This window comes from Helicobacter sp. 'house sparrow 1', assembly GCF_900199585.1.
Taxonomy (GTDB): Bacteria; Campylobacterota; Campylobacteria; order Campylobacterales; family Helicobacteraceae; genus Helicobacter_H.
The window spans coordinates 221,473-245,906 of sequence record NZ_FZQY01000004.1; the positions used below are offsets into that span (position 1 = coordinate 221,473).

Consider the following 24,434-nt stretch of genomic DNA (forward strand, 5'->3'; position numbering starts at 1 on the left):
TTTAATATGGATTAGAAGTGTAAAATAGCATAGGTGGTTGCAAAGTAGCTTGATTAATAATATGATTAATTGGGTGGGTTTTTTTGATATGTATTTCAACTTGATATGTTGCAAGTTAAAAAGAAGGCTAGATTTTAGTAGAATTAAAGGAAAAAGTAGAGGTGAAGGAAGTGCTAGGTTCTGTGAAAGAAATTATCCAAAATATTGATGCGCTATCAGCACTTATTTTCCTTTTTTGCATACTTTTATTTTTTGTTTTCCTTGCCTTAGGGTTTTATTTTCTTAGAAAAAAAATTATTGCTGCGTTATTTTTTCTTATTTCCTTTTTTTGTTTGGTCGCAACACCTTCTATTATTGCTCTAAGCGAAAAGTTGTTTTTTTATAAAATTGAGATTCTTAGAAATGATTCTAAACCCTTGGTATATAGCGATTCTTTTTTAATTGATTTAGAATTTAAAAATCAAGGTAAGAGAGAATTTGATAAATGTTTAGTTGTTATTATTCCAGAGAGAAAGAATCAAAATTGGGAGAATAAAATTTTAGATTTTATTAAACCCTTGGCTTCATATAAATATAAAGTTAAAGAAAGAATTCATATTAATCAAGTTTTTTATATCCAAAAAATTTTGCCCTATAAACATCGGGATTACTCTTTTAAGATGACATTAGACTGTCGCTAATGAGCTTACAAGCATAGCAGCACATTCACTCTTTAATATAATCTCATTGGGTATGCAAAGCTTTTTTTGATTCTCAAAAAGTTTTCTTTCTTGAGAATCAAATCCTCCTTCTGGTCCTATAAAAATTCCATTTTCAAAATTTTTTATTTCAGAGGTATAGATATTGTTTCCATCAAAATCCAAAACAAAACTCAAGGGATATAATTGTATAGCCTCTTTTGTATTTTTTAGGATTTCTATTGCCATTAAGTCAGTTCTATTGCACTGTTCGCAAGAAGAGATTAGAATTTTTTGGAGTTTTTCCAAAGAAATTTTTTCATTCTTTTGACTTCTATTGGCAAAAAATAGAGTAATTTTTTTTACACCAAGTTGATTGAGATAGGGTATTGTCTTTTCGATAGTTTTAGATTCAGTAATTGCCCAAATAAGATGTAGTTTTTTTGTAGAAACAACGGGGTTGGATTTTTGATTAACAAGTTCTAGTAACGCATCTTTTTTGTTAATTTGAATGTGTTTATAAGTATAGATATTATCATCTCTAAGATTTCTAAAATCTAGTAATGTTTCAAACTTGGTGCGTCTTGACTTGTAAAGATGATTAAACAAGTTTTCGGTTATTTTGATTGTGTTGTTTCCAGCATCGCTATGAAAACAAAACTTCATAGTTTGTAATATCCTATTATGATGAGCAATAAGCAAAGATTAATGAAATAATTTTTCTTACAAAAAGAGATATATTTTTGCATTTTTTCTTCAGCAATGCGACTTCTTTTTAAATTTTTTATCCGATAGATCTCGCTCCCCAAAAGAAAACAAAAAACAAAACACATAAAAATAATAGAAAAATGAAATTGAAATTGTTGCATCGCCCAAATGGATAATCCGGTTAAAAGGCTAATGCTAAGTAATAAAAAAATCATAGGCATCCCATACCAAATTTTTTTATTTAATCTAGCATAATTGGATTCTCTAAAAAGCACATAAAGGTTAAAAATATAGATTATGGGCAGAGGAATAATAAAAATATAGTGAAGAAAAATCATATTTTTTAATACATCATTGATGCTTTCAGATTCCATTTGTCTCCTTGATAACAAAGGCTCTATTCTACCATAATATTAACTTTGTTTTAATATGATAACCCGTTATTTATTAAATCAAAAAGGACTAATATCAAAGAGGGTGTGTTATTACTAAATATGGGGGGTCCTAGCAACCTTATGGAGGTTGAAGTTTTTTTGAAAAACATGTTTAAAGATCCCTATATTCTTCCTATAAAAAATTCTTTTATGCGTAGGTTTGTGGGCAATATGATTGTGAAGAGGCGCTTGGATAAAGCATTGCAGAATTATCGCGCTATAGGTGGAAAATCCCCAATGGTAGAATATACTTTTTCTTTATGTCAGAAACTTGCTCAAAAAAAACCCAAATGCTTTTTTTCCTACGCAATGCGATATACCCCCCCATTTAGTGAAATGGCACTCCAAGAAATGCAACAAAAAGGTATTGAAAAAATCTACCTTTTTAGTATGTATCCACAATATTCTACAACAACCACGCTCTCTTCATTTACAGAGGTGTATCAGTGTTTGCAAAAATTAAACTATAAGCCAACTATAGAGGTTGTAGATCGCTATTGTGAGCATCCACTTTATCATCAGCTTATGCTAAATCTAATTTTAGAGACTCTTAAAGAAAAAAAAGCCCAAGAGTATGTCTTAATTTTCTCTGCCCACTCTCTACCTCAAAGCATTATAGATTCTGGAGATATATATCAAAAAGAGTGTGAAAAGACATTTGACTTTATAAAAAAACTCTTATCAGAAAGGGAGATTTTTTTTAAAGATGTGGTTTTATCTTATCAATCTAAGATTGGTAGAATGAAATGGATAGGTCCTAGCACGGCAGATGTTATTAAAAAATATGCCAAAGAAAAGCTCCTAGTTTTTCCCCTAGGATTTAATATTGATAATTCAGAGACAATGTATGAAATTGACATAGAATATCAGGAGTTGGCCAAGAGCTTTGGGAATAAAGAATTTTTACGCTCCCCTTGTTTTAATGATGGTGATAATTTTGCAGATTTTATTTTGCAATTAATAGGAGAATAATCATGAAAAAAATAGTTTATATTGTAATGACTTGTGTTTTGTTTTTTGGTTGTAAGGATAGTGGAGTAGATTCTAAATCTTTTTCTTCTGGAAAGGAAGTAAGCTCTGAGATACAAGAGCTAAGTCAAAGTATGGATAAAAAGAGTTATCAAGGATTAGAAAATGTGTTTCTTGATACAGGTATTATTCAGACTGATGGTAAGTATCTCTTGCTAGTTTTTGGCAAGAATAATTGTTCTTATTGTGAGAAGCTTAAAGATGATTTAAAGCAATCCCAAGAGCTTCAAAATTATATTAAAGAGAATTTTAGCCCCTACTATATCAATATAAGCTATGACAAAAAACACCATTTTAAATTAAATATTAATAATGAGTTAAAAGAAGTTGATATCATGACTTCTCAATTGGCTAGTAATATTTATAGGGTTTTTTCAACACCAACAGTCATTTTTGGGGATGAGAATGGAAAAACGATTTTTGAAATTCCTGGATATATTTCAAAAGATAAGTTTTTGAAAGTTTTGGAGTTAGTTGTTTCTAGAAAATGGGAGAAAGTTGAGGATGTAAAGAAAAGATCAGAAATGCTGCAAGATATTTTAAGGGGATAAGAAAATGAATTTTATAAAGATTTTTTTCACCTCTTTTTGGATTATTTTACCTTTAATTGCAGTATATATCACTGCTTGTGGGATTGCAACATTTATTGAAAATGATTATGGGATTGGTGTGGCTAATGCAGTGGTTTATAGGACTTGGTGGTTTAATTTGTTGCATATTTATTTTGCAATTGCAGTTATTGCAACATTATTTAAGTTTAAACAATGGAAGCGCAGGAAATATGCAAATTTGTTATTACATCTTTCTTTTGTTTTTATTATTATTGGGGCTGGGATTACAAGATTTTTTAGCTTTGAGGGAATGATGCATATCCGTGAGGGAGATACATCATCATATATCACAGCTTCAGAATCTACTTTAAACATTTTTGCAATAAAAAACAAAGAGAAGCAGTTTGGTTTTTTAGAAATTCCTCTTGTAGCTACTTCAAAAAATTTTTCTAAAAAGCAAACCATAGAGTTTTTTGGAAAAGATTTGGTGTTAAGTAATTTTAAAGTTAAAAAATTAAACCATAATAAGAAGGATGATGCATTAGAAATTAGTTTTAGTGCGGAGTATGATGGAGTGAATCAATCCTTTAACATAGTTGGTGGCAAGAGTATTGATTCAAAATTTGATAGAAATTACTTTAAAGATATACAGTTTTTTATAAACTGGGGCCCTAGAACCATTAATCTTCCTTTTCAAATCAAGCTTAATCAATTTGTTCTTGATCGCTACCCTGGTTCCCATAGTCCATCATCTTATGCTTCAGAAGTTGAAATATTAGATGATCAAAATAGGGTGATTAAGCCTTATCGAATCTATATGAATAATGTTTTGGATTTTGATGGATATAGATTCTATCAGTCCTCTTATGATAGTGATGAAAAAGGCACAATACTATCAGTCAATAAAGATCCTGGAAAAAATATGACTTATTTAGGGTATATAATGCTTATCCTTGGAGCTATTGGATTGCTTTTTGAAAAAAATGGAAGATTTGTTTTTCTGCTTAAGTCATTGCAAAAACAAAAGATTGATGGTTGTGCTACTGTTTTATTGTGTCTGTTTTTTATTTCTTTTGGAGGTCAAAAATTATTTGCATCAGAGATATCTCCAACAAGCCTACAAGACAAGATTCAATTTATAGATAATTTTAAACAAAAAAGTGAAAAACATGTAGATAGCTTTGCTTCAATTCAGTTGCAAAATATGTCTGGGAGAGTTGAGCCTATTGACACAATAGCCAACAATATTGTTCATAAGATTACAAAGAAGAATAATTTTATGGGTATGAGCAACAACCAGATGTTTTTAGGAATGATGCTTTATTCAGATATTTGGAAAGATCTTAGAATAATTTATGTGGGTAATGAGCAAATTGGAGATATTATAGGATTAAGCAAGAAAGATAAATACGCGTCTTTGTCAGATTTCTTTAGCGATAAAATTGGATATAAGCTTAACAATTTTGTTGAGGATGCAAACCGCATTGATCCAGCAAGGAGAACAACTTTTGAAAAAGAGTTATTAAAGGTAGATGAGCGTGTTAGCTTGGCCTATAGTATTTTTAGTGGGAGTTTTTTAAGAATTTTTCCTTCAGAGAGTGGGGATAAGTGGTTAGATCCTATTGGAATCTCCCAACAACAGAATAAAGAAATGATCATGCAAGTTTCTCTGCTTTTAAAAAACTTTTCCAGTGGTTTTGACAAAGGGCTTTCTAGTGGTGATTGGGGGGATTTAGACCGTGCTATTTCTGATATTAAAGAGTATCAAAAGTCCAAAGGAGAGGCTATTTATTTGCCTGAGAAGAAAGTCAAAGCAGAAATATTTTTAAATCAGAGTAATTTTTTTGGCAAGCTTATATTGCCTTATTTGGTCCTTGGAGCCCTGCTCTTTGTTTATATGATTTGTTGTATTTTTAAAGATAACAAAGTTGTTCCTTGGGTTAGTCGAGGGATTTATGCTTTAATGGTAGTATGTGTGGTTTTTCATACATCAGGGCTACTCTTAAGGTGGTATGTAAGTGATCATTCTCCTTGGAGTAATGCTTATGAATCAATGCTATATATTACTTGGGCAAGTGCTTTTGCAGGAGTTGCTTTCTTTAGACGCTATGATTTTGCACTTTCAGCGAGTATGCTACTATCAGGGATTGGATTATTTGTAGCAAATTTAGGTTTTATGGATCCACAAATTACGCCTCTAGTCCCAGTTTTAAAATCTTATTGGTTAAATATCCATGTATCTACTATCATGTCGGGTTATGCCTTTTTGGGACTTTGTTTTATACTAGGGGTAATGACCTTGGTGTTTTTTATTTTTAGGAAGAGTGAGAGAAATCGTGTAGATAGAAGTATTATTTCACTCCACTTGCTAAATGAAGTTAGTATGATTCTTGGAGTACTTATGCTAACAGTGGGAAATTTTTTAGGTGCGGTTTGGGCAAATGAATCTTGGGGTAGATATTGGAGTTGGGATCCAAAAGAAACTTGGGCATTGGTATCCATAGGAGTTTATGCTATTATTCTACATTTTAGAATGTTGGGGATTAAGAGCAGCTATTTCTTTGCATCTGCAAGCGTAATTGGATTTTATTCTATTTTGATGACTTATTTTGGTGTCAATTATTATCTCTCTGGCATGCATAGTTATGCTGCAGGAGATCCTCTTCCAATACCAACTTTTGTATATTATTTTACTGGAGCAATGATATTGTTAATCATTGTTGCAGGAACAAAAAAGAAAGGAGCACCTAGGATTAACTAAGATGAAAAAAGTGCTTTTTACATTTTTTTCTTTTACCTTTTTATTGCTGTTAGCTGGGTATTCAGTACTCTTTACAAAGGGGGGGAATAATATTCTTAAGCCTTTTATTAGAGATACAATCAAAGAAAAATATAATAAAGATTTATATCTAGTAGATTTTCAACTAACTCCAAAGACCCTACACTTAACTTTAGAGTATGGAAAGAATTTAGATTTAAAAGTGTTTGGAGACCTTACTTTATGGAATCAAAAGCTAGATTTAAGGGTTTTTGGTAAGAGTAAGGGTATTAAGAATGCATTTAATATCGAAGGTGAAGTAGTAGGGGATTTTTCAAACTTTTTATTAAATTTGATGAGCAATATCGCCTCTTCAAAAAGCAATCTGGTTGCTGAATTTGGCAGAGAGGGACTTTCACGATTGTATTTAAAATCTAAGAATCTAAACCTAGAAGATGTATTTTTGTTTTTTCATCTTGATCATCGTCTTATAGGTAGAGCTGATTTAGAAATTAATCTTGATAAGAGGATTGGGAATAGAGGGGATTTTGAAATTGACCTGACAAAATTAAGCATGACTAAAAATTTTGGGTCCTCTGTATTATTCAATCGATTGTTAAAGAGTGAGGCTAGTGGAAAAATTAAGGGCAAGTTAAATGATAAAAATTTATTTATTTTAGATGGAGGCTTAGAATCAAAGTTATATAAAATTACTCTTAGCGAAGCACAACTGGGAAGAGATATGTTCAGTGGAAAATATAACCTTTTGATTCCTAGTATTAAGAATGCTGGTGTAGTTAGTAGAAGAGATATCCCCCTAGAGTTTGAAGGAGATATTGTATTTAATGATGAGTTGATGTTTGATTTTCAGACTGGGAGCTTGGGAGGCAATATCACTGGTAAGTATGAAATAGAAAAAACCAATATAGTTTTTAAGGATATAGAATTAGATAGTATCTTCCCTATTCTAGGAATACCTCAAAACTTTCTAGGTAGATTTACTGGTGATTTTAACTATGAGGTACAGAAAAAACAAGGAGTTTTGGAGGGTAATATTGAAGATTTTTCAATCAGAAGAGATAGTTTTTTTGATTTAATTTATCGCTATACAAAGTTTGATATACAAAAAGAAAAGTTTAACACAATTCCTATATATGCAACTTTAGAGGGTCAAAAACTTGATATTCATAATTTTGGTGCAAGAAGTCATTATATCGGTATGAGTTCTTCAAATATAAGCCTTGATTTCCAAAAAATGGTGATCAGAGCACCCATAAGAGTCAATATACAAGATAGTTCTATTAATCTAAGGGTGGTTGGAGATATCAAATCCCCCCAAGTTGATTTTAAACTTGGAGATGTATTAAAACTAAATAAAAAGCTTTTTTAAAAAAGCTTTTTTGCATCAGTATAGTCTAAATTAAATGCTTGAGACACAGCTTCATAGGTACATTTCCCATTAAAGGTATTAAGTCCTTCTAAAATTGCTCCATTAGATTTGCAGGCCTCTTTAACACCAAGATTTGCAATCATGATGCCATAGGGTAAAGTCGTGTTTGTTAAAGCAAGTGTTGAAGTTCTTGCTACTGCTCCAGGCATATTTGCAACACAATAGTGCAAAACACCATCGACTTCAAAGATAGGATCTGTATGGGTAGTGGGTTTTGAGGTTTCAAAACAACCTCCTTGATCTATTGCCACATCTGCCATAACAGATCCCTTCTTCATTAACTTAAGATCATCGCGCTTAATAAGTTTAGGTGCTTTAGCACCAGGAATGAGAACAGCACCAATTAAAACATCTGTATCTTTAAGACACTCAATAAGATTGCCTCTATTGCTATAAAGTGTAGTGATTTTCATATTAAAGATTTGATCAATATAAGAAAGCCTATTAGTATCAATATCTAGAATTGTTACATCAGCACCCAAACCAAGTGCAATTTGTGCTGCATTAATGCCTACAACTCCTCCACCCAAAATAGTAACCTTGCCTTTTTGCACACCAGGGACTCCGCTTAATAAAACACCAGAGCCTCCATAAATTTTTTCAAGGTATTTTGCGGACTCTAAAACTGCCAATCTTCCTGCAATTGAGCTCATTGGAGCAAGACAGGGTAGAGTGTTGTTGTGCTTAATGGTTTCATAAGCAATCCCTTGTATGTTTTTATGCAAGAGCATACGCGTTAATTCCTCATCTGCTGCCAGATGTAAATAGGTAAAAAGTATTTGATTATCTTTAAAGAAAGAATATTCTTCTTTGAGAGGTTCTTTAACCTTTATAATCATTTGGCTTTCTTCAAATAAAGTTTTTTTATCTGTGATAATGGCCCCAGCAAGTTGATAATTCTCATCTGAAAAACCAATCGCACTCCCAGCACCCTGTTCGATATATACCTGATGGCCATTTGCAATATATTCTGCTACATTAGATGGAGTTAATCCTACTCTATATTCATGTGTTTTTATCTCTTTTGGACAACCAATAATCATAATTTACTCCTTAAATTTTAATAATAAAACCACCAATAAAAATTGCCAAAATGATGATTGGTATGATAAATTTGACATACCAAAACCACAAGACTGTAATTTTCTTTGGTTCTTGACTCCCGTTGTTAATTTCTATAATTGCCTCTTTTTTCAATACCCATCCCACAAAAAGGCTTGAACCTAATGCGGTTAAAATGAAAAAAATATTTCCACTTATAAAATCAAAAGCATCAAAAATATTTCTTCCAAGAATTTTAATGTCTGACAATGGACCATAGGATAAAATCGAAGGTAAGTTGCCAAACACAAATATTATAAGCAATGTCAAGTTAATAGCCTTGTTTTTTGAATACTTAAATTTCTCCTGCAATGCACTAATAATCACTTGATAAATTGTTAATGATGTTGTGAGAGCAGCAATAATTAAAAGCGAAAAGAATAAAATTGCAAATAGATTCCCAAAGTGCATTCTTGAAAAAGCGATAGGGAGGGTTTTAAAAACTAGAGATGGTCCAGAATCTGGTTGTAACCCTGCACTAAAGAGAGATGGAAAGATCATAAAACCAGCTAATACTGCAATAACAGTGTTAAGAATGCTTGTAATTGTAGCAGTTTGCATAAGATTTGCTTTTTTATTAAGGTGAGAGGAGAGGGTGATCATAACTCCAAAACCTAGTGAAAGTGCAAAAAACACTTGACCTAAAACATAGAGGAATAATTCAGCATTGATTGCAGAAAAGTTGGGTATAAGATAATATTTAACACCCTCCATTGCTCCATCTAAGGTCAAATTGCGAATAATCATTCCAATAAGACATAAAAAAAGAAGAGGCATTAAATATTTTGCAGCCTTTTCAATACCATCAATTACCCCTTTTTTTAAAATAATCCAATTAGCAAATACAAACAAAGAAGTATAAAGACTGATTAAAAGGGGTGAATTCTCTATACACTGTTCATAGACGCTTGAAGTTATTTCTTTTGTAATAGGAGAGGCTAGGTCAAAGTTTGAGGCAAGACCAATTGTATTACAGAAAATATTTACAATATAAGAAATAACCCATCCTCCTATTACCATATAATAAGCCATAATACCAAAAGAACCAAAGATACCCATATATCCTAGTATCTTCCAGTATTGGGGTATGGGCTTACCTTCAATGGATCCAGAAAATGCATCAATAGAATTGCAATGGGCTCTTCTGCCTATAACATTTTCTACTAAAAAAACAGGAATGCCAACTAAAATCATTGCAATTGCAAAGACTAGAACATATGCACCGCCACCGTGCTCACCTACGAGATATGGAAATCTCCAAGTAGCACCAAAACCAATTGTTGCTCCTGCAACAGTCATAATATATGTCAATTGACTTGACCAAGTTTGTCGTTTCATTGCCACCTACTTTCATATTTTTGTTATTTTAGTGTAATTGTTTTAAGACCAAAATACTGCACCATATTTAAACAATAGTACATGCCTTAAACTGACAAATTTAAGACATTGTTATAGAATAACAAAAATACAACTTGGGACATAAAAATAAATGCAAGAAGATAAGATAAAGTGGAATATTAGATACATTAATAATCATATGCCAACTCAAACTAGTGAATTGCTCTTAGAGTTTGAGGATTTATTACCCCATAGTGGTAGAGTTTTGGATATTGCTTGCGGTAATGGTAGAAATTTAAAGTTTTTAGCCAAAAAGGGCTTGGAGTGTGAAGGGATAGATATATCTGAAGTTGCATTAGCAAAGATACAAAAAATAGATAATATTCACACTTTTTGTATGGACTTAGATGGGTTTAAGCTTGAAAAAGAAAGCTATGATGTAATCTTGAATTTTTATTTCTTAGATAGGAGAATTCTAAGTCAAGTCAGCGATGCATTAAGAAGTGGGGGATATTTATTTTTAGAAACTTTTATAGAGGATGCATTATACCCCACTACAATTTCTCCAAACAAGATTTTAAGAGATGGAGAGCTTGAGAAGTTTTTTTGTGACTTAAAAATTATTCATCAAAGCACTAAAATTATTTTAAGGAATCAAGAAAAAGCAAAGATTGTTTCCCTTGTAGCGCAAAAATGTTGAGTAGTGCAAGCAAAAAAAGACTAAGGAAAATTATTTCCTTGGCAGTTCCATCAGGAATAAATTCATTATTAGATATTGTTGCTATTGCTATTAATATGCTTTTTATGAGCTCAATTAGTGATTCTCATACATTGGCAATGGGATTGTCCTTGAACTTTTTAATGATTTTTTATGCTTTTAATGCAATCTTTTCTGTGGGTACTAATGTGCAAATTTCGCACTATTTTGGTGCAGGAGAGCAAATAAAAATAAAAGAAGTTTTTAGTAGCATCGTCCAAGGAAGCTTAGTTGTTTCCATACCGCTAATTTTTATTGGAATTTATAGTGCAGAATTTTTCTTTAATTGGATGGGAATTTATGGGGAAGTAAGGCATCTTGCATTAAATTTTAGTAATTATATTGTTCTTACTCTTCCTGCTTTAATTTTAAAAAACATCTTTATTGCTGCATTGGCAGCTGTTGGTAATACTCTCTATCCTTTGATTGTTCGTATTATTAGCATTATTATTTCGGTAGCTTTAACATATATTTTGGTTTTTGGGTACAACCTTGATATGGAAGGTGCTGGTATTGCATATCTCGCTACTGGTTATTTAGAGCTAATTATATTTTTCTTAATGTTTTTTATTAAAAAAATTTTTTCTAATTTCTTAGTTTTTAAAAAAGAATATCTACTTAATATGTTTAGGATTGGTATCCCTGCAGGAATTGAAAGGTTTTTGACTCTCTCTTCTCTAATTCTTATTACAAAAATTGTTTCTTCTTATAGTGATCTGGTTCTAACAGGCGCTCAAATTGGTAATCGCATAGAGGCTTTTTCTTTTATGCCAAGTTTTGGTTTTATGCTTGCGGCAATGGTTCTTATGGGACAAAATTTAGGTGCTAGAAAGGTTGAAGAGGCCAAGATTTATATAAAAACAATTTTAGGATTCTCTAGTTGCATCATGGGTATTTCTAGCATTTTGCTAATTACATTTGCAAAATATTTTTCTTCACTCTTTAGCTCTAATGGAGAGATTATTGCAACTTCTGCATATTATTTGGTTGCAGTGGGATTATCTCAGATTCCTTTGATTTGGGTATTTGTATTAGATGGAGCATTAAGAGGTGCTGGAAATACAAAAACAGCATTATGTGTGAATGTAGTGAGTATCTGGTTTTTTAGAATCTTACCAATGTTTTTATTAGCAAAAATGCAATTTCCTATTACTTGGATCTTTGGCATCATCTGTATAGAGACATACATCAGGGCTTATATTTTTTGGATAATTTTTAAGCGGGGAAGGTGGGAGAACTTTAGAGTGTAGCCCTTATTATTAAGGGCTACTATGATTTAGAATATAGGCTTTGGTGTTTGAGAGCTATTTTTTGGAAGTATTGGATAAATAATTTGGGGCTTAGATCCTGTAAGAGATTCAAAGAATACTTCGATCTTTTGTGCCTCTTCATCACTAATATCTATACCAAGCTGTATTGCACCCATTTCTTTAATTGCATCCTTAACATCCCAAAATTGTCCATTGTGAAAATAAGGCATAGTTTCTACAACATTTCTTAATGTAGGAACTTTAACCATTCCATTTTCATCCCCTTTAAAATCTCCTATATTAGCAAACCTATAAGGTTTTACAACTCCAAATGGTTGCATATTTCCACCAAGATTGATGCCACTATGACAGGCAACACAACCCTTATCAATAAACAATTCAAGGCCTTCTTGTTCTTGTTTGCTTAATGCCTTGAGATTACCCTTTAAAAAATCATCATATCTACTTGGTGTAACTAAAGTGGCTTCAAAAATTGCAATAGTATCCGCAATAAGTTTAAATGTAATTTTTACATTATTACCATATGCTTTTTTAAAGTCATTGACATACTCAGGTATAGAAGTGATAGTTTGTACAACAAGATCAGGTGTTGCTGCCATTTCTACTTCACTTTGGATTGGACCTTGTGCTTGAATACCAAGATTATGTGCCCTGCCATCCCAAAACTGTATATCATTAAAAACAGAGTTATAGACAGTAGGTGAATTTAGGGCATGGGGATTTTTTAGCCATTTATTTCCAATTGCAACAGGAACAATATCAGCTCCTCCAAGTCCAAGGTTGTGACAAGTATTACAAGAAATAAGGTTGGAATTTGAGATTCTAGGATCAAAATAAAGCTTCTTCCCAAGTTCAATTTGTTCTTTTGTCATTAAAGGTTTATAACCCACCTTTAAGCTTTCTGCTTTTTGCATTTGATATTGTTGCAACTCTTTTCCTTCGGGAATGGGTTGAAGACCAGCATCTTGAACTTTCTTTAGCAATTCTTGAGAGGTGGTTGCAAAGACTTGTACACAACAAAACAAGGCAATGTAACTAATAGTGCCTAACTTTTTCATCATTTTTTTCTCCTTAATAAATTTAGAATTTGAGGAATTCTAACACAATTACCACAAAACAAGGCAATTTATCTATAAAAAATGATAATTTTTTTAATTTGATAAAAATTATTATCTTTTATAAAGCTATTTTTTATAATCTAAACATTTTTGCAGTTATATTTTGGCTTATTTTTGATCTATAGAACTTACTTTTTTGGTGCATTTTTCTTAACAACAATATGGTATATTTTTCACAAATAAATGAAAGGTTGTGATGAGCTATACACATTTACATTTACATACAGAGTATTCCCTACTTGATGGAGCTAATAAGATCAAAAAGCTAGCTCAAAGAATCAAAGAGCTTGGTATGAATAGTGTGAGTATGACAGATCATGGCAATATGTTTGGAGCCATAGATTTTTATACTGTCATGAAAAGTGAGGGTATAAAGCCTATCATAGGAATAGAAACCTACCTCCACAATAATGATAATTTAAGCTCAAAAGAAAGTAGACAACGCTTCCATCTTTGTCTTTATGCAAAAAATGAAGAGGGATATAAAAATTTGATGTATCTAAGCTCCATGGCATTTCTTGAGGGGTTTTACTACTATCCAAGAATTAATAAAAAAATATTAAGGGAGCATAGTAGGGGTATTTTGGCATCCTCTGCATGCCTTCAAGGAGAGGTAAGTTGGCATTTAAACACTAATAATCCTAGAAATGTCAAGTTTGGAGCCAAGGGTTATGATGTGGCAAAAGAGGTAGCGCTTGAGTATCAGGATATTTTTGGGGATGATTTTTATCTAGAGATAATGCGCCATGGTATAGGTGATCAAAAATTTATTGATGAACAATTAATTCGATTGAGTTGTGAGACGGGTATAAAGCTTATTGCAACAAATGACACGCATTATACACAACAAAAAGATGCAAAGATTCAAGAAGTTGCAATGTGTATTGCCATGGGAAAAACATTAAATGATAAGGATAGATTGAGGCATTCTGTCAAAGAATTTTATGTCAAATCTCAAGAAGAGATGCAACGACTTTTTGCAGATATCCCAGAGGCGCTAGAAAATACACAAGAGATTGCTAGAAAGTGCGAACTTGTCATTGATTTAAAAGATGAAAAAAATAATCCCCCCACACCTCCAACTTTTATTTTTACGCAAGAATATGCCAAGGCAGAAGGACAGAATATTGATAATGATGCGGATTATTTTGCCTTCAAGGCAAGGGAGGGATTAGAAGAAAGACTAAAGATAATTTCCCCAGAAAAACATCAAATTTATAGAGATAGGTTAGAAGAAGAGATAAGAATTATTAATCAGATGAAATTCCCAGGATATATGCTTATTGTGTGGGATTTTATTAATTATGCTAAAAAAAATAACATACCCGTGGGTCCAGGTAGAGGTAGTGCTGCTGGTAGTTTGGTAGCCTTTAGTCTTAAAATTACCAATATTGACCCTATTAAATATGATTTACTCTTTGAGAGATTCTTAAATCCAGAGAGAGTTTCAATGCCAGATATTGATACTGATTTTTGTCAAAGAAGGCGTGGCGAAGTCATAGAATATATGATTGAAAAGTATGGCAAGTATAATGTAGCTCAGGTTATTACATTTGGTAAGATGTTAGCAAAGGGCGTTATTAGAGATGTGGCTAGGGTTTTGGATATGCCACTTAAAGATGCAGATGCTTTAGCAAAGCTTATACCCAACCAATTAGGAATTACATTAGAGCAAGCCTGGGAACTAGAGCCAAAGATTAGAGAGTTTGTAAATTCAACACAACTTGCAAGGGATGTGTGGAACTATGCTTTACAGCTTGAGGGGTTTAACCGTAATGCTGGAAAACATGCAGCTGCTATTGTGATGGATAGCCAAAAAGAACTTTGGCATAAGACTCCTCTTTATAGCAGTGATAAAACTGGTGGTGCTATTGTTACACAATACTCGATGAAATATCTTGAACCCGTAGATTTGATTAAGTTTGATTTTTTAGGGTTAAAAACCTTAACAGTGATACATGATGCCTTAGAATTGATTAAAAAGAGATATGGCAGAGAAATTGATTTTTTAAGCATTGATGTAAATGATAGTAAAGTCTATGAAACAATTCAAAGTGGTGATACACTTGGAATATTCCAAATAGAATCTTCTATGTTTCAAGGATTAAATAAGCGCATTAAACCAAGCAATTTTGAAGATATTATTGCAATTATTGCATTAGGGCGTCCAGGGCCTATGGAATCTGGAATGGTTGATGATTTTATAAATAGAAAGCATGGATTAGAGCCTATTACTTATATGTTTGATGAGCTAGAGCCAATCTTGCGCCCTACTTATGGAACTATTGTTTATCAAGAACAGGTTATGCAGATTGTTCAAACTATTGGGGGGTTCTCTTTAGGCGGAGCAGATTTAGTGCGGCGTGCTATGGGTAAAAAAATTAAAGAGGAGATGGATAGGTTGAAAGGTACTTTTGCTGATGGTGCTCAAAGCAAGGGTTTTGATCGTATGAAAGCCGAAGAACTTTGGGAGCTAATTGTTAAATTTGCCGGATATGGTTTTAATAAATCCCATTCTGCTGCTTATGCAATGATTACTTTTCAAACAGCTTATTTGAAGACCTATTATAAACATGAATTTATGGCTGCATTGCTAAGTAGCGAAGCAGATAAAATAGAATCTGTTGCAAAATATATTGATGAGGTAAAACAAATGGGTATAGAAATTGTGCCACCTCATGTCAATATTTCGGATATGCATTTTAGTGTGGGTGACTTTGAAGAGAATCATCAAAAAGTAAAGAAAATTATTTTTGGATTTTCTGCGATTAAGGGAGTTGGAGAGGAACCAATTAAAAATATAATTGAGATGCGAGGGGATAGTGAATACAAGAATTTAGAGGATTTTATTACAAGAGTAGATTTTTCAAAAATTAGCAAGAGAGTGCTAGAGCCTTTGATTAAATCTGGGAGTTTGGACAATCTTGGATATAGCAGGGCTTGTATGTTTGAAAATACAGAGAGAATCTGTGATAGTGGTAGGGGCAAGGACAAAGTTAAGGAGATGATGTCTAACTCCTTATTTGGAGAGAGTGAGGAAAATTTTGAGGTTCGTTTTGATTTTCAAGATACCCCAGAATATGATATGCAAAAATTATTAGATTATGAATATGAGTGTTTGGGAATTTATGTTTCAGGGCATCCGCTAGAGAGTTATAGAAAAGAGATAGAGGGATTAAGCGGTGTTGTTCCAAGCTTAAGACTATCTGAAGTTGAGGATGGCAGTCTTTGTTTGATTGTTGGAAAGGTTTCAGATATTAAGAGAAAAATGAGCAAAAATGGCAAACCTTATGGTTATGTTGATATTTTAGATTTATTTGGAAAAATAGAGATTATGTTTTTTGAAAAAAATCTTAATGATTTGGATAATTTTAATCTAGATGAACCTCTAGCTTTTAAATGCAGGATTGAACAAAGTGATGAGGGGGTTCAAATTAGGCTTATGGAAATTTTAGATCTAAAAAAAGCTCAGAAGCAAGAGATTGATATTAAGTTTATTGAAGAAAAAGATAGGGCTAAGGGTGGTGATGTTAACTATCCGCTAGTTTTAAAGATTTCAACTAATATGGATAATTGCTTTTTTGAATCTTTGGCAAGTAGTGCTAAGAAAAATTTTGGAGATAGAGAACTTAGAATCTTGCTAGCAGATAACAAAGAATCTTATATGTTTATCAGTAATTTTAAGGTAAGTTCTGCAATTAAGGAGGATTTTGAACAAATGGAATGGATAGATTGGAAATAAATGAGATTAAATCAGTTTATCGCGCATAATACAAAGTATTCTCGCAGAGAAGCAGATGGGTTAATTGCACAGGGTAGAGTTTTTATAGAGAGAACTAAAGCTATTTTAGGTCAGGAATTAGAAGAAGGCAAGAGAGTTTTTCTTGATGGCAGGATAATAAAACCTAGCAATGATGAAAGCTTTACAGTGATTGTATATCATAAACCAAAGGGGGAATTGGTTACAAAAAAAGATGATAGAAATAGGCGTGTAATCTTTGATAATCTAGGAAAAAAATATGCTCATTTTACCCCTGTTGGAAGATTGGATTTTGCAAGTGAGGGGCTTTTAATATTGACAGATAGTAAAGAGGTAGCTCATCATTTAATGCACAGTGATTTGGAAAGAGAATATATTTTAAAAATAGGGGGCAAAATTACTAAAGAAATGATTGAGGCAATGGAAAATGGTCTGGAGCTTCAAGATGCAAAGGCTGGATCGCATCAAAAAACAAAAATTACTTCAATGCATTTTAAGCCATTTGATTTTTTCTCTATTTATAAAAATGAAAATAAAATTTCAAAAATCAAGGTTGGAATTTCTGAGGGAAAAAATAGGGAACTAAGAAGATTTTTTGCTCATTTTAAGGCAGATGTTTTAGATTTGAGAAGAGTGCGCTATGGGTGGATAGAATTAAACTCTCTTCCTTTGGGTAAAGTGCGTTACTTAAACCGAGGTGAATACAAAAAGTTGCATCTTTTTATGAAAGAAAAAATGAGGATAAAACATGAAGATTAAATTTAATGGAAAAGAAGTTGAAACACACTTTAAAACTTCTTTAAGTTTTTTTACTGCTCATAGTACAAATTCTGATGATGTGTGGATTGTGAATGGGTTTGCTACACGACAAAATCAAGATTTGCATGAAGATGATGAATTGTTTTGTATTCCAAAAAATACGATGCCACCAAGAGATGCACTTGATTCTATGATGCGAGCAAGACATACGCCAAAGATACACGATAAATTGAAGCACTCTAGTGTTGCGATATGTGGATTAGGCGGTCTTGGGTCTCATATTGCTATTATGCTTGCAAGAAGTGGAGTTGGAAGATTAAATCTCATTGATTTTGATACTGTAGAACCTAGTAATTTAAATCGCCAATCTTATATGATAAATGATTTAGGGAAGTATAAGACAGAGGCTTTGAAGGAGCAGATTCTGCAGATTAATCCATTTATAAAAACTCAAATTCATACCTTAAAAATTACAGAAGATAATATGAAAGATTTGTTTCAAAGTGATGATATTGTCTGTGAAGCTTTTGATAATATTGCTTCCAAGAGTATGATAATGCAGAATTTTCATAAAATCTTTAAGGATAAAATATTGATTTGTGCTTCAGGAGTCGCTGGATATGGAGATTCTAATAGTATCCAAACAAAAAAGATTGCAAATAATTTTTACATTTGTGGGGATTTAAAAAATGAGGCCAAAGTGGGCAATGGTCTGATGGCTCCTAGAGTTAATATTTGTGCGGCACATCAAGCGAATTTAGTCCTAGAGCTTTTGGTATCTAAATAAGTTTGTTTAGAATCATTTCTTCGTATTAATTAGATAGACTATAAGTCTATTTATCAAGCTATTAAAAAATTATTTACTTTAAAAAAAGCTCAGCCTATTAAGTCGAATAGAACGGATATTTGGATGTAAGATTGTTGTATTAAGGGACCTTAATTTGTTGGTTTATAGAGAGTTCTGCATATTTTTAAACAAAAAAGTTATATTTTGTAATATTTCTTCACTTTGCATTATAAAAAGATAAATAGCGGGTATTTTGACTAAAAACTAAGTTATTATTGTAGGTAGTGAACATTATTAGATAAGGAGAGATAATGGATTCTAGAAAGTGGAATAAAAATGATACTACTTGGGCACTTAGTCTTTTTGGGACAGCAATTGGTGCGGGGGTTTTGTTCTTACCTATTAATGCTGGTATGGGAGGTTTAGTACCTCTACTAGTAATGCTTGTGTTGGCTTTTCCTTTGACATTTTTGACACATAGGGCATTGTGTAGATTTGTTTTGGGTATTTCAGGTAAAGAAAATGGTGCGGATAGTGATACCAAGGATGCAGATATTACCCAGATGGCTGAGAGGTATTTTGGCAAAGGGGGTGGGGTTGTTTTAACATTTCTTTACTTCTTTGCGATTTTTCCAATATTGTTGATTTATAGTGTTGGGATCACCAATAGTATAAGTAGCTTTATGGTGAATCAGCTTCACTTTGCGGAGCCAAATAGATTATTTTTATCTTTTATCATTTCAGCAGTTTTAGTATTGATAATGAGTTTGGGTCATGAAAAAGTTGTAAGAATCATGGAGGCTCTTGTTTATCCTTTTATTATTATACTTGTTATCAGTGCTTTATGGCTTATTCCAAAATGGAATGGTGCGTTGTTTGAAAATATAAGCTTTGATGCTGCTGTAAGCGGTCAGAGCCTTTGGGTGGTTACATTATTGATCTTACCTACAATGGTTTTTGCTTTTAATCACTCACCAATCATTTCTTCTCTTGCAGTACATTGTAAAACAAAGTATGGGGAATATGCTGATGAGAAAGCATCTAAGATTATTGCAGTTAGCAATGTGCTAATGGTAGTAGTTGTTATGTTTTTTGTTTTTTCTTGTGCAATGTGCTTAAGCCCTGCAGAATTTAAAATAGCTAAGGAACAAAATCTTCCTATATTATCTTACTTAGCAAACCATTTTGAGGATATGAAAATCTTTGCTGCTATTGCTCCAGTTGTTGCATTTGTTGCAATGGGAAAATCATTCTTTGGACACTATCTAGGTGCAGAAGAAGGGTTTAACAAGATTCTTTCTTATGTAAAAGTTCCAAAGAATTATGCAAGCAAAATTACAGCAATTGTTACTTTTGTTGTTGCTTGGCTGGTTGCATACAAAGATCCTAATGTTTTAGGTATTATTGAGGGTATCGGCGGTCCTGTTTTGGCAATCATTCTTTACATAATGCCTCTTTACACAATTTATAAATTTCCTCAATTTGTTCAGTATAGAAGACCAATTGTTGATATTATTGTTGTAATTTTTGGTTTAATTGCAATATCAGTAGCAGTGTATAGCCTGTTGTTTTCATGATATTGAAGTTTAAATTCTGAAAGAATGTAAAGGAGGCTTAAGATGGGTAGTAATCTGAGTATTTTTAAAATAGGGGTTGGTCCTTCCAGTTCCCATACAGTTGGTCCGATGCTTGCTTCTAATCTTTTTTGTGAAAAGATTAAAGATAAGATAGAACAAGCAAGTAGGGTTTTAGTTGAGCTACATGGTTCTTTGTCTTTGACTGGCAAGGGGCATTTAAGCGATTTGGCATGTATTATCGGATTAAATGGTTTGAGAGCTAGGGATCTAACACCCAAGATTAAAGATGGTGCAATTGATCTTGCAATGAAACAAAATAAAATTAATCTTGGTGGTCAAAAATTAGTGAGTTTCATCTACAATAGAGATGTGATTTTTCATAATGATTTTTTACCGTTGCATGAAAATGGTATGAGATTAAGTGTTTTTGATGAGAGTGGCAAACTCTTAGATACTCAGGTTTATTATTCCATAGGGGGTGGTTTTATTGCTACAGAAGAGGAGTTAAAAAATCCTGTTGTTAAAGAAGAAAAAGAGGAATTGCCTATAGATTTTTCTAGTGCCAAAGAGTTATTGTCTTTGTGTGAGAAGTATAATAAGGGTATTGCTGCTATTTCAATGGAGTTTGAAGAACAATTTAATTCTGAAGAGCATATCAGGAAGTATTGTCTTGAGATTTGGGAAGTGATGCAGGAGTCCTATGAGAATGGTTCACATCCTACGACAGATATTCTTCCTGGCCCACTTAAGCTTAAAAGAAGAGCCTTGGAGCTTAAAAAATCTTTCAAAAAGAATAATAATTTTTTAAATTTACTTGATTCTATTTCTCTTTATGCAATTGCAATTGCTGAAGAAAATGCTGCGGGAGGGAAGGTTGTTACAGCCCCTACAAATGGTGCGTGTGCGATAGTTCCATCTGTCCTTTTATACCTAAGAGATCAAATGGGGGATGAATTTAATGATGATGTTGTGGTGAATTTCTTACTTGTAGCAATGGCTATAGGCGCACTTTACAAAAAGAATGCATCTATTAGTGGTGCTGAAGCTGGTTGTCAGGCAGAGGTGGGTTCGGCTAGCTCTATGGCAGCAGCAGCGATGGCTTCTGCTATGGGAGGAACTCCAGCTCAGATATGTTCTGCAGCCGAAATTGCAATGGAGCATCATTTAGGATTGACTTGTGATCCTGTACATGGTTTAGTCCAGATTCCTTGCATTGAGCGTAATGCTTTTGGTGCCATAAAGGCAATCAGTGCTGCTAGAATGGCTATGAATAGAGAGAGCTTGCCAGCAGTTAATTTGGATCAGGTAATTGAGACAATGTATCAAACAGGCAAGGATATGAATCTTAAGTATAAAGAGACAGCATTGGGAGGTCTGGCAGCTACTTTGAAAAGAAATTGTTCTTAATCAAGCTGGTAGTATTCCATGCTTTTTAACAGATTGCAAGAAGAGGCGACTCCTTTTTGACATTCTGTTAATAGATATTGTTTTGCTAAATAGAAGTAGGCAAGTGCAATCTCAGAGTCTGCTTCCAACTCGCCTTCTCCATTTCTATATAAAATTCCTAGATTAAAACAACCTTGAGCATTTCTTAGATTGCAGGATTTTTGGTAATAGATCGCAGCGCTTTTGAGATCTTTTGGTATACCAGAACCTCTATAATATAAATTACCTACCTTTAGGCAAGATAAGGCATCATCATCATTACAAGAATTGATATAATACTCCAGTGCTAAGTCACCCTCTTCAATTAGCCTTAAATGGAAACATCCAAAAGCATTTTTTCTATTACAAGCAAACTGGTAATATTCTTTTGCCTTTTGTAAATTTTGAATCACACCAAGCCCTCTTTCATATAGCGTACCAAGACCGCTACATCCATCCATAATTCCCGCATTACAGGCTTTTGTATAGAATTCTTTAGCACTTAAAAAATTCCCATTTTTATACGCTTCAACAGCCTTTTTTATAAAATCACTCCCACTGCTAGAAAATAGTATAGATAATGATAGAGTTAGTAAAAAAGCACTCTTTATGATTGCAGACATTTTTGCAACCTTTCCTCCCTTTCTTCTTCTTGAGATTTATAGAGCATAGCACAGGATTTTGCAAGCTCTCTAATCTTTAGAATATAATCTTGGCGTTGTGAAACAGAAATTGCTTTTCTTGCATCTAGGATATTAAAAAAATGTGAGCTTAAGATTGTGAAATCATAAGCAGGTAGTGGTAGTTTAGAGTTTAAACAATTTTTTGCTTCTGTTTGCACCATATTAAAAAGACTAAATAATGTATTGACATCAGCAACCTCAAAATGATATTTACTAAATTCATATTCACTTTGTAGATGCACATTGGCATAGGAGAACATATTATTTTGAGAATCTTTTCCCCATTGTATGTCTAAAATGGAATCCACTTGTTGAATATATGTTGCTAGCCTTTCTACTCCATATGTAATTTCTACTGCTACAGGATCGCACGCGATGCCACCAACTTGTTGAAAATAAGTAAATTGTGTAATTTCCATACCATCAAGCCATACTTCCCATCCAAGACCCCAAGCGCCAAGAGTAGGAGATTCCCAGTTATCCTCAACAAATCTTATATCATGCTCTTTGGTATTTAATCCCAATGCTTCTAGACTTTTTAGATAAAGTTCTTGGATATTTTCTGGACTGGGTTTAATGATGACTTGGAATTGATAATAACTACCAAGTCTATTGGGATTTTCTCCATATCTTCCATCCGTAGGTCGTCTTGATGGTGCTACATAGGCTACAGACCAAGGTTTGCTATCAAGGCTTCTTAATAGGGTTGCAGGATGGAATGTTCCTGCGCCCGCTGGTATATCATAGGGTTGAACAATAATGCACCCCTGATTTTTCCAAAAATCTTGGAGTTTAAGTAGGATGTCTGAAAAAGTTAATTTCATGGTATTTCCTCAGAATTTTGTAGTATTATCCGAGGATGCATTATAACAAAACCATAGAATGGAGTGATAAAAATCCTTTTTAAAAATATGTTAGAATATAGTGTTTTATTCACAAAACATCAAGGATAATAGTTATGATAGATGTCAGGCTTTTATTAGAAAACTTTGATTTGGTGAGCGAGAAGTTAAGGATTAAAAAAGTGGATTTGGACACTTTGTTAGATTTGAAACAAAGGGCTCAAAAATATAAGAAAGCAAAACAAGAATTAGAGATTTTACAAGCAGAGCAAAACAAAAAATCAAAAATGTTTGGCAACCTTAAGGGTGATGATAAGGGTGCGCAGTCTCTTAAACAAGAATTGAGTGACAATAAAGAGAGAATTTCTAAGCTATCACTTGTGGTAGAGGAGTGTCAGAAGGATTTGGAGAGCATTTTGTTTTCTCTTCCAAATATACCCGATGACAAGACACCAGCGGGCGAAGATGAGAAAGATAATGTTGTTTTAAAAGAGATCTTAAGTCCGCGTTCTTTTGATTTTAAACCAAAGGAGCATTGGGAGCTAGCGCAGAATAATGGTTGGATTGATTTTGAGAGGGGAGTAAAGCTCGCAAAGAGTAGGTTTTCTGTTCTTAGGGGTATGGGTGCTAGATTAAATAGAGCATTGATTAATTTCATGTTAGATTTTAATCAAAAGGCTGGTTTTGAGATGGTGGCGACACCAGTTATTGTGAATGATAGGATGTTGTTTGGGACAGGTCAGTTGCCAAAATTTGAAGAGGATATGTTTAAAATAGATGGTAGAACAGATCCTCTAAATAAGGGAGATGTGGTAAAAGAGCAGGATTTTTATTTGATTTCAACCTCAGAAATCACTCTTACAAATCTCTATCACGATGAAGTGTTATCTAGTGAATCTTTACCTATCTTAATGACCGCACAAACTCCTTGCTTTAGAAAGGAGGCTGGAAGCGCTGGAAGAGATACAAGAGGGATAATACGACAACATCAGTTTGATAAGGTAGAATTGGTTGCAATAACAAAACCCAATGAGAGTGATGAAATACAGCAAAAAATGATTGAAACTGCAAGTGGAATCTTGCAAGCTCTAGAGTTACCTCATCGTTTGGTTCAGCTTTGTGGAGGTGATCTTGGATTTTGTGCAAGCAATACTGTTGATATTGAAGTATGGCTACCAGGTCAAAATTGTTATCGTGAAATTAGCTCTATCTCTAACACTAGGGATTTTCAAGCTAGAAGAGCCAAGATTCGTTTTAAGGATGGCAAAAAGAATACATTGGTGCATACTCTAAATGGCTCCTCTCTTGCTGTTGGTAGAACATTAGTCGCAATAATGGAAAACTACCAAAATCAAGATGGAAGTATTGATATCCCCAAAGTTTTAAAACCTTATTTGTGATTGGTGGCT

At 33.1% G+C, this 24,434-nt stretch carries 20 protein-coding genes; 13 read left to right on the plus strand and 7 right to left on the minus strand.

Annotated features, from left to right (window positions below):
* Window positions 1-161 precede the first annotated feature (161 nt).
* Complete coding sequence (locus C6H31_RS01465; RefSeq protein ID WP_158654732.1) at window positions 162-680, plus strand: DUF2393 family protein; 519 nt, start codon at window positions 162-164, stop codon at window positions 678-680.
* Here C6H31_RS01465 and C6H31_RS01470 read toward each other — a convergent pair.
* Both C6H31_RS01470 and C6H31_RS01475 read right to left on the minus strand, forming a co-directional pair.
* Complete coding sequence (locus C6H31_RS01470; RefSeq protein ID WP_104697035.1) at window positions 666-1,343, minus strand: 16S rRNA (uracil(1498)-N(3))-methyltransferase; 678 nt, start codon at window positions 1,341-1,343, stop codon at window positions 666-668. The genes C6H31_RS01465 and C6H31_RS01470 overlap by 15 nt on opposite strands.
* The gene (locus C6H31_RS01475; protein ID WP_104697036.1) at window positions 1,340-1,759 is read right to left on the minus strand and encodes a hypothetical protein; all 420 of its coding nucleotides are present in this window, start codon (window positions 1,757-1,759) and stop codon (window positions 1,340-1,342) included. Before C6H31_RS01475 ends, C6H31_RS01470 begins: the two co-directional genes overlap by 4 nt.
* Window positions 1,760-1,831: 72 nt before the next feature.
* Between C6H31_RS01475 and hemH the strand changes: the two genes are divergently transcribed.
* From hemH to C6H31_RS01495, 4 genes are read left to right on the plus strand one after another with little or no spacing between them, the layout of a single operon-like run.
* Window positions 1,832-2,791, plus strand: a complete 960-nt coding sequence (hemH, locus tag C6H31_RS01480) for a ferrochelatase (protein ID WP_267892288.1) — start codon at window positions 1,832-1,834, stop codon at window positions 2,789-2,791.
* Window positions 2,792-2,793: 2 nt separating this feature from the next.
* A complete protein-coding gene (locus C6H31_RS01485; RefSeq protein ID WP_104697038.1) occupies window positions 2,794-3,399 on the plus strand; it encodes a SoxW family protein in 606 nt (201 codons plus the stop codon).
* A 4-nt stretch (window positions 3,400-3,403) separates the two neighbouring features.
* On the plus strand, window positions 3,404-6,160 hold the full coding sequence (ccsA, locus tag C6H31_RS01490; protein WP_104697039.1) for a cytochrome c biogenesis protein CcsA: 2,757 nt from the start codon (window positions 3,404-3,406) through the stop codon (window positions 6,158-6,160).
* Window position 6,161: 1 nt separating this feature from the next.
* Window positions 6,162-7,547, plus strand: a complete 1,386-nt coding sequence (locus C6H31_RS01495) for a hypothetical protein (RefSeq protein WP_104697040.1) — start codon at window positions 6,162-6,164, stop codon at window positions 7,545-7,547.
* Here C6H31_RS01495 and ald read toward each other — a convergent pair.
* Window positions 7,544-8,650 (minus strand): alanine dehydrogenase, encoded by a 1,107-nt coding sequence (ald, locus tag C6H31_RS01500; protein WP_104697041.1) that lies wholly within the window; start codon window positions 8,648-8,650, stop codon window positions 7,544-7,546. The genes C6H31_RS01495 and ald overlap by 4 nt on opposite strands.
* 10 nt (window positions 8,651-8,660) lie before the next feature.
* Window positions 8,661-10,046 carry a sodium-dependent transporter gene (locus C6H31_RS01505; protein ID WP_104697042.1) on the minus strand — a complete coding sequence of 462 codons (1,386 nt, stop codon included), beginning with the start codon at window positions 10,044-10,046 and terminating at the stop codon, window positions 8,661-8,663.
* A gap of 151 nt (window positions 10,047-10,197) precedes the next feature.
* Between C6H31_RS01505 and C6H31_RS01510 the strand changes: the two genes are divergently transcribed.
* Both C6H31_RS01510 and C6H31_RS01515 read left to right on the plus strand, forming a co-directional pair.
* Window positions 10,198-10,746 (plus strand): class I SAM-dependent methyltransferase, encoded by a 549-nt coding sequence (locus C6H31_RS01510; RefSeq protein ID WP_104697043.1) that lies wholly within the window; start codon window positions 10,198-10,200, stop codon window positions 10,744-10,746.
* Window positions 10,740-12,053 carry an MATE family efflux transporter gene (locus C6H31_RS01515; RefSeq protein ID WP_104697044.1) on the plus strand — a complete coding sequence of 438 codons (1,314 nt, stop codon included), beginning with the start codon at window positions 10,740-10,742 and terminating at the stop codon, window positions 12,051-12,053. The genes C6H31_RS01510 and C6H31_RS01515 overlap by 7 nt, the downstream gene beginning before the upstream one ends.
* A 26-nt stretch (window positions 12,054-12,079) precedes the next feature.
* On the opposite strand, the gene C6H31_RS01520 is transcribed toward C6H31_RS01515, so the two are convergent.
* On the minus strand, window positions 12,080-13,132 hold the full coding sequence (locus C6H31_RS01520; protein WP_104697365.1) for a cytochrome-c peroxidase: 1,053 nt from the start codon (window positions 13,130-13,132) through the stop codon (window positions 12,080-12,082).
* A 256-nt stretch (window positions 13,133-13,388) separates the two neighbouring features.
* On the opposite strand from C6H31_RS01520, the gene dnaE reads away from it, so the two are divergent.
* From dnaE to C6H31_RS01545, 5 genes are all read left to right on the plus strand, one after another.
* Window positions 13,389-16,934 (plus strand): DNA polymerase III subunit alpha, encoded by a 3,546-nt coding sequence (dnaE, locus tag C6H31_RS01525; protein ID WP_104697045.1) that lies wholly within the window; start codon window positions 13,389-13,391, stop codon window positions 16,932-16,934.
* Window positions 16,935-17,711: a pseudouridine synthase gene (locus tag C6H31_RS01530; protein WP_104697046.1), complete on the plus strand. Its 777-nt coding sequence runs from the start codon at window positions 16,935-16,937 to the stop codon at window positions 17,709-17,711.
* Complete coding sequence (gene thiF / locus C6H31_RS01535; protein ID WP_104697047.1) at window positions 17,701-18,498, plus strand: thiamine biosynthesis protein ThiF; 798 nt, start codon at window positions 17,701-17,703, stop codon at window positions 18,496-18,498. Before C6H31_RS01530 ends, thiF begins: the two co-directional genes overlap by 11 nt.
* A gap of 311 nt (window positions 18,499-18,809) precedes the next feature.
* Window positions 18,810-20,075, plus strand: a complete 1,266-nt coding sequence (locus C6H31_RS01540) for an aromatic amino acid transport family protein (RefSeq protein WP_104697048.1) — start codon at window positions 18,810-18,812, stop codon at window positions 20,073-20,075.
* Window positions 20,076-20,117: 42 nt separating this feature from the next.
* Complete coding sequence (locus C6H31_RS01545) at window positions 20,118-21,482, plus strand: L-serine ammonia-lyase (protein WP_104697049.1); 1,365 nt, start codon at window positions 20,118-20,120, stop codon at window positions 21,480-21,482.
* Here the strand turns inward: C6H31_RS01545 and C6H31_RS01550 are convergent.
* The gene (locus C6H31_RS01550; RefSeq protein WP_104697050.1) at window positions 21,479-22,123 is read right to left on the minus strand and encodes a tetratricopeptide repeat protein; all 645 of its coding nucleotides are present in this window, start codon (window positions 22,121-22,123) and stop codon (window positions 21,479-21,481) included. The genes C6H31_RS01545 and C6H31_RS01550 overlap by 4 nt on opposite strands.
* The gene (gene glyQ, locus C6H31_RS01555) at window positions 22,108-23,007 is read right to left on the minus strand and encodes a glycine--tRNA ligase subunit alpha (RefSeq protein WP_104697051.1); all 900 of its coding nucleotides are present in this window, start codon (window positions 23,005-23,007) and stop codon (window positions 22,108-22,110) included. The genes C6H31_RS01550 and glyQ overlap by 16 nt, the downstream gene beginning before the upstream one ends.
* 134 nt (window positions 23,008-23,141) lie before the next feature.
* Here glyQ and serS point away from each other — a divergent pair, with 134 nt between their 5' ends.
* Window positions 23,142-24,425, plus strand: coding sequence for a serine--tRNA ligase (gene serS / locus C6H31_RS01560; RefSeq protein ID WP_104697052.1), 1,284 nt, complete (start codon window positions 23,142-23,144; stop codon window positions 24,423-24,425).
* The last annotated feature ends 9 nt before the right edge of the window (window positions 24,426-24,434 follow it).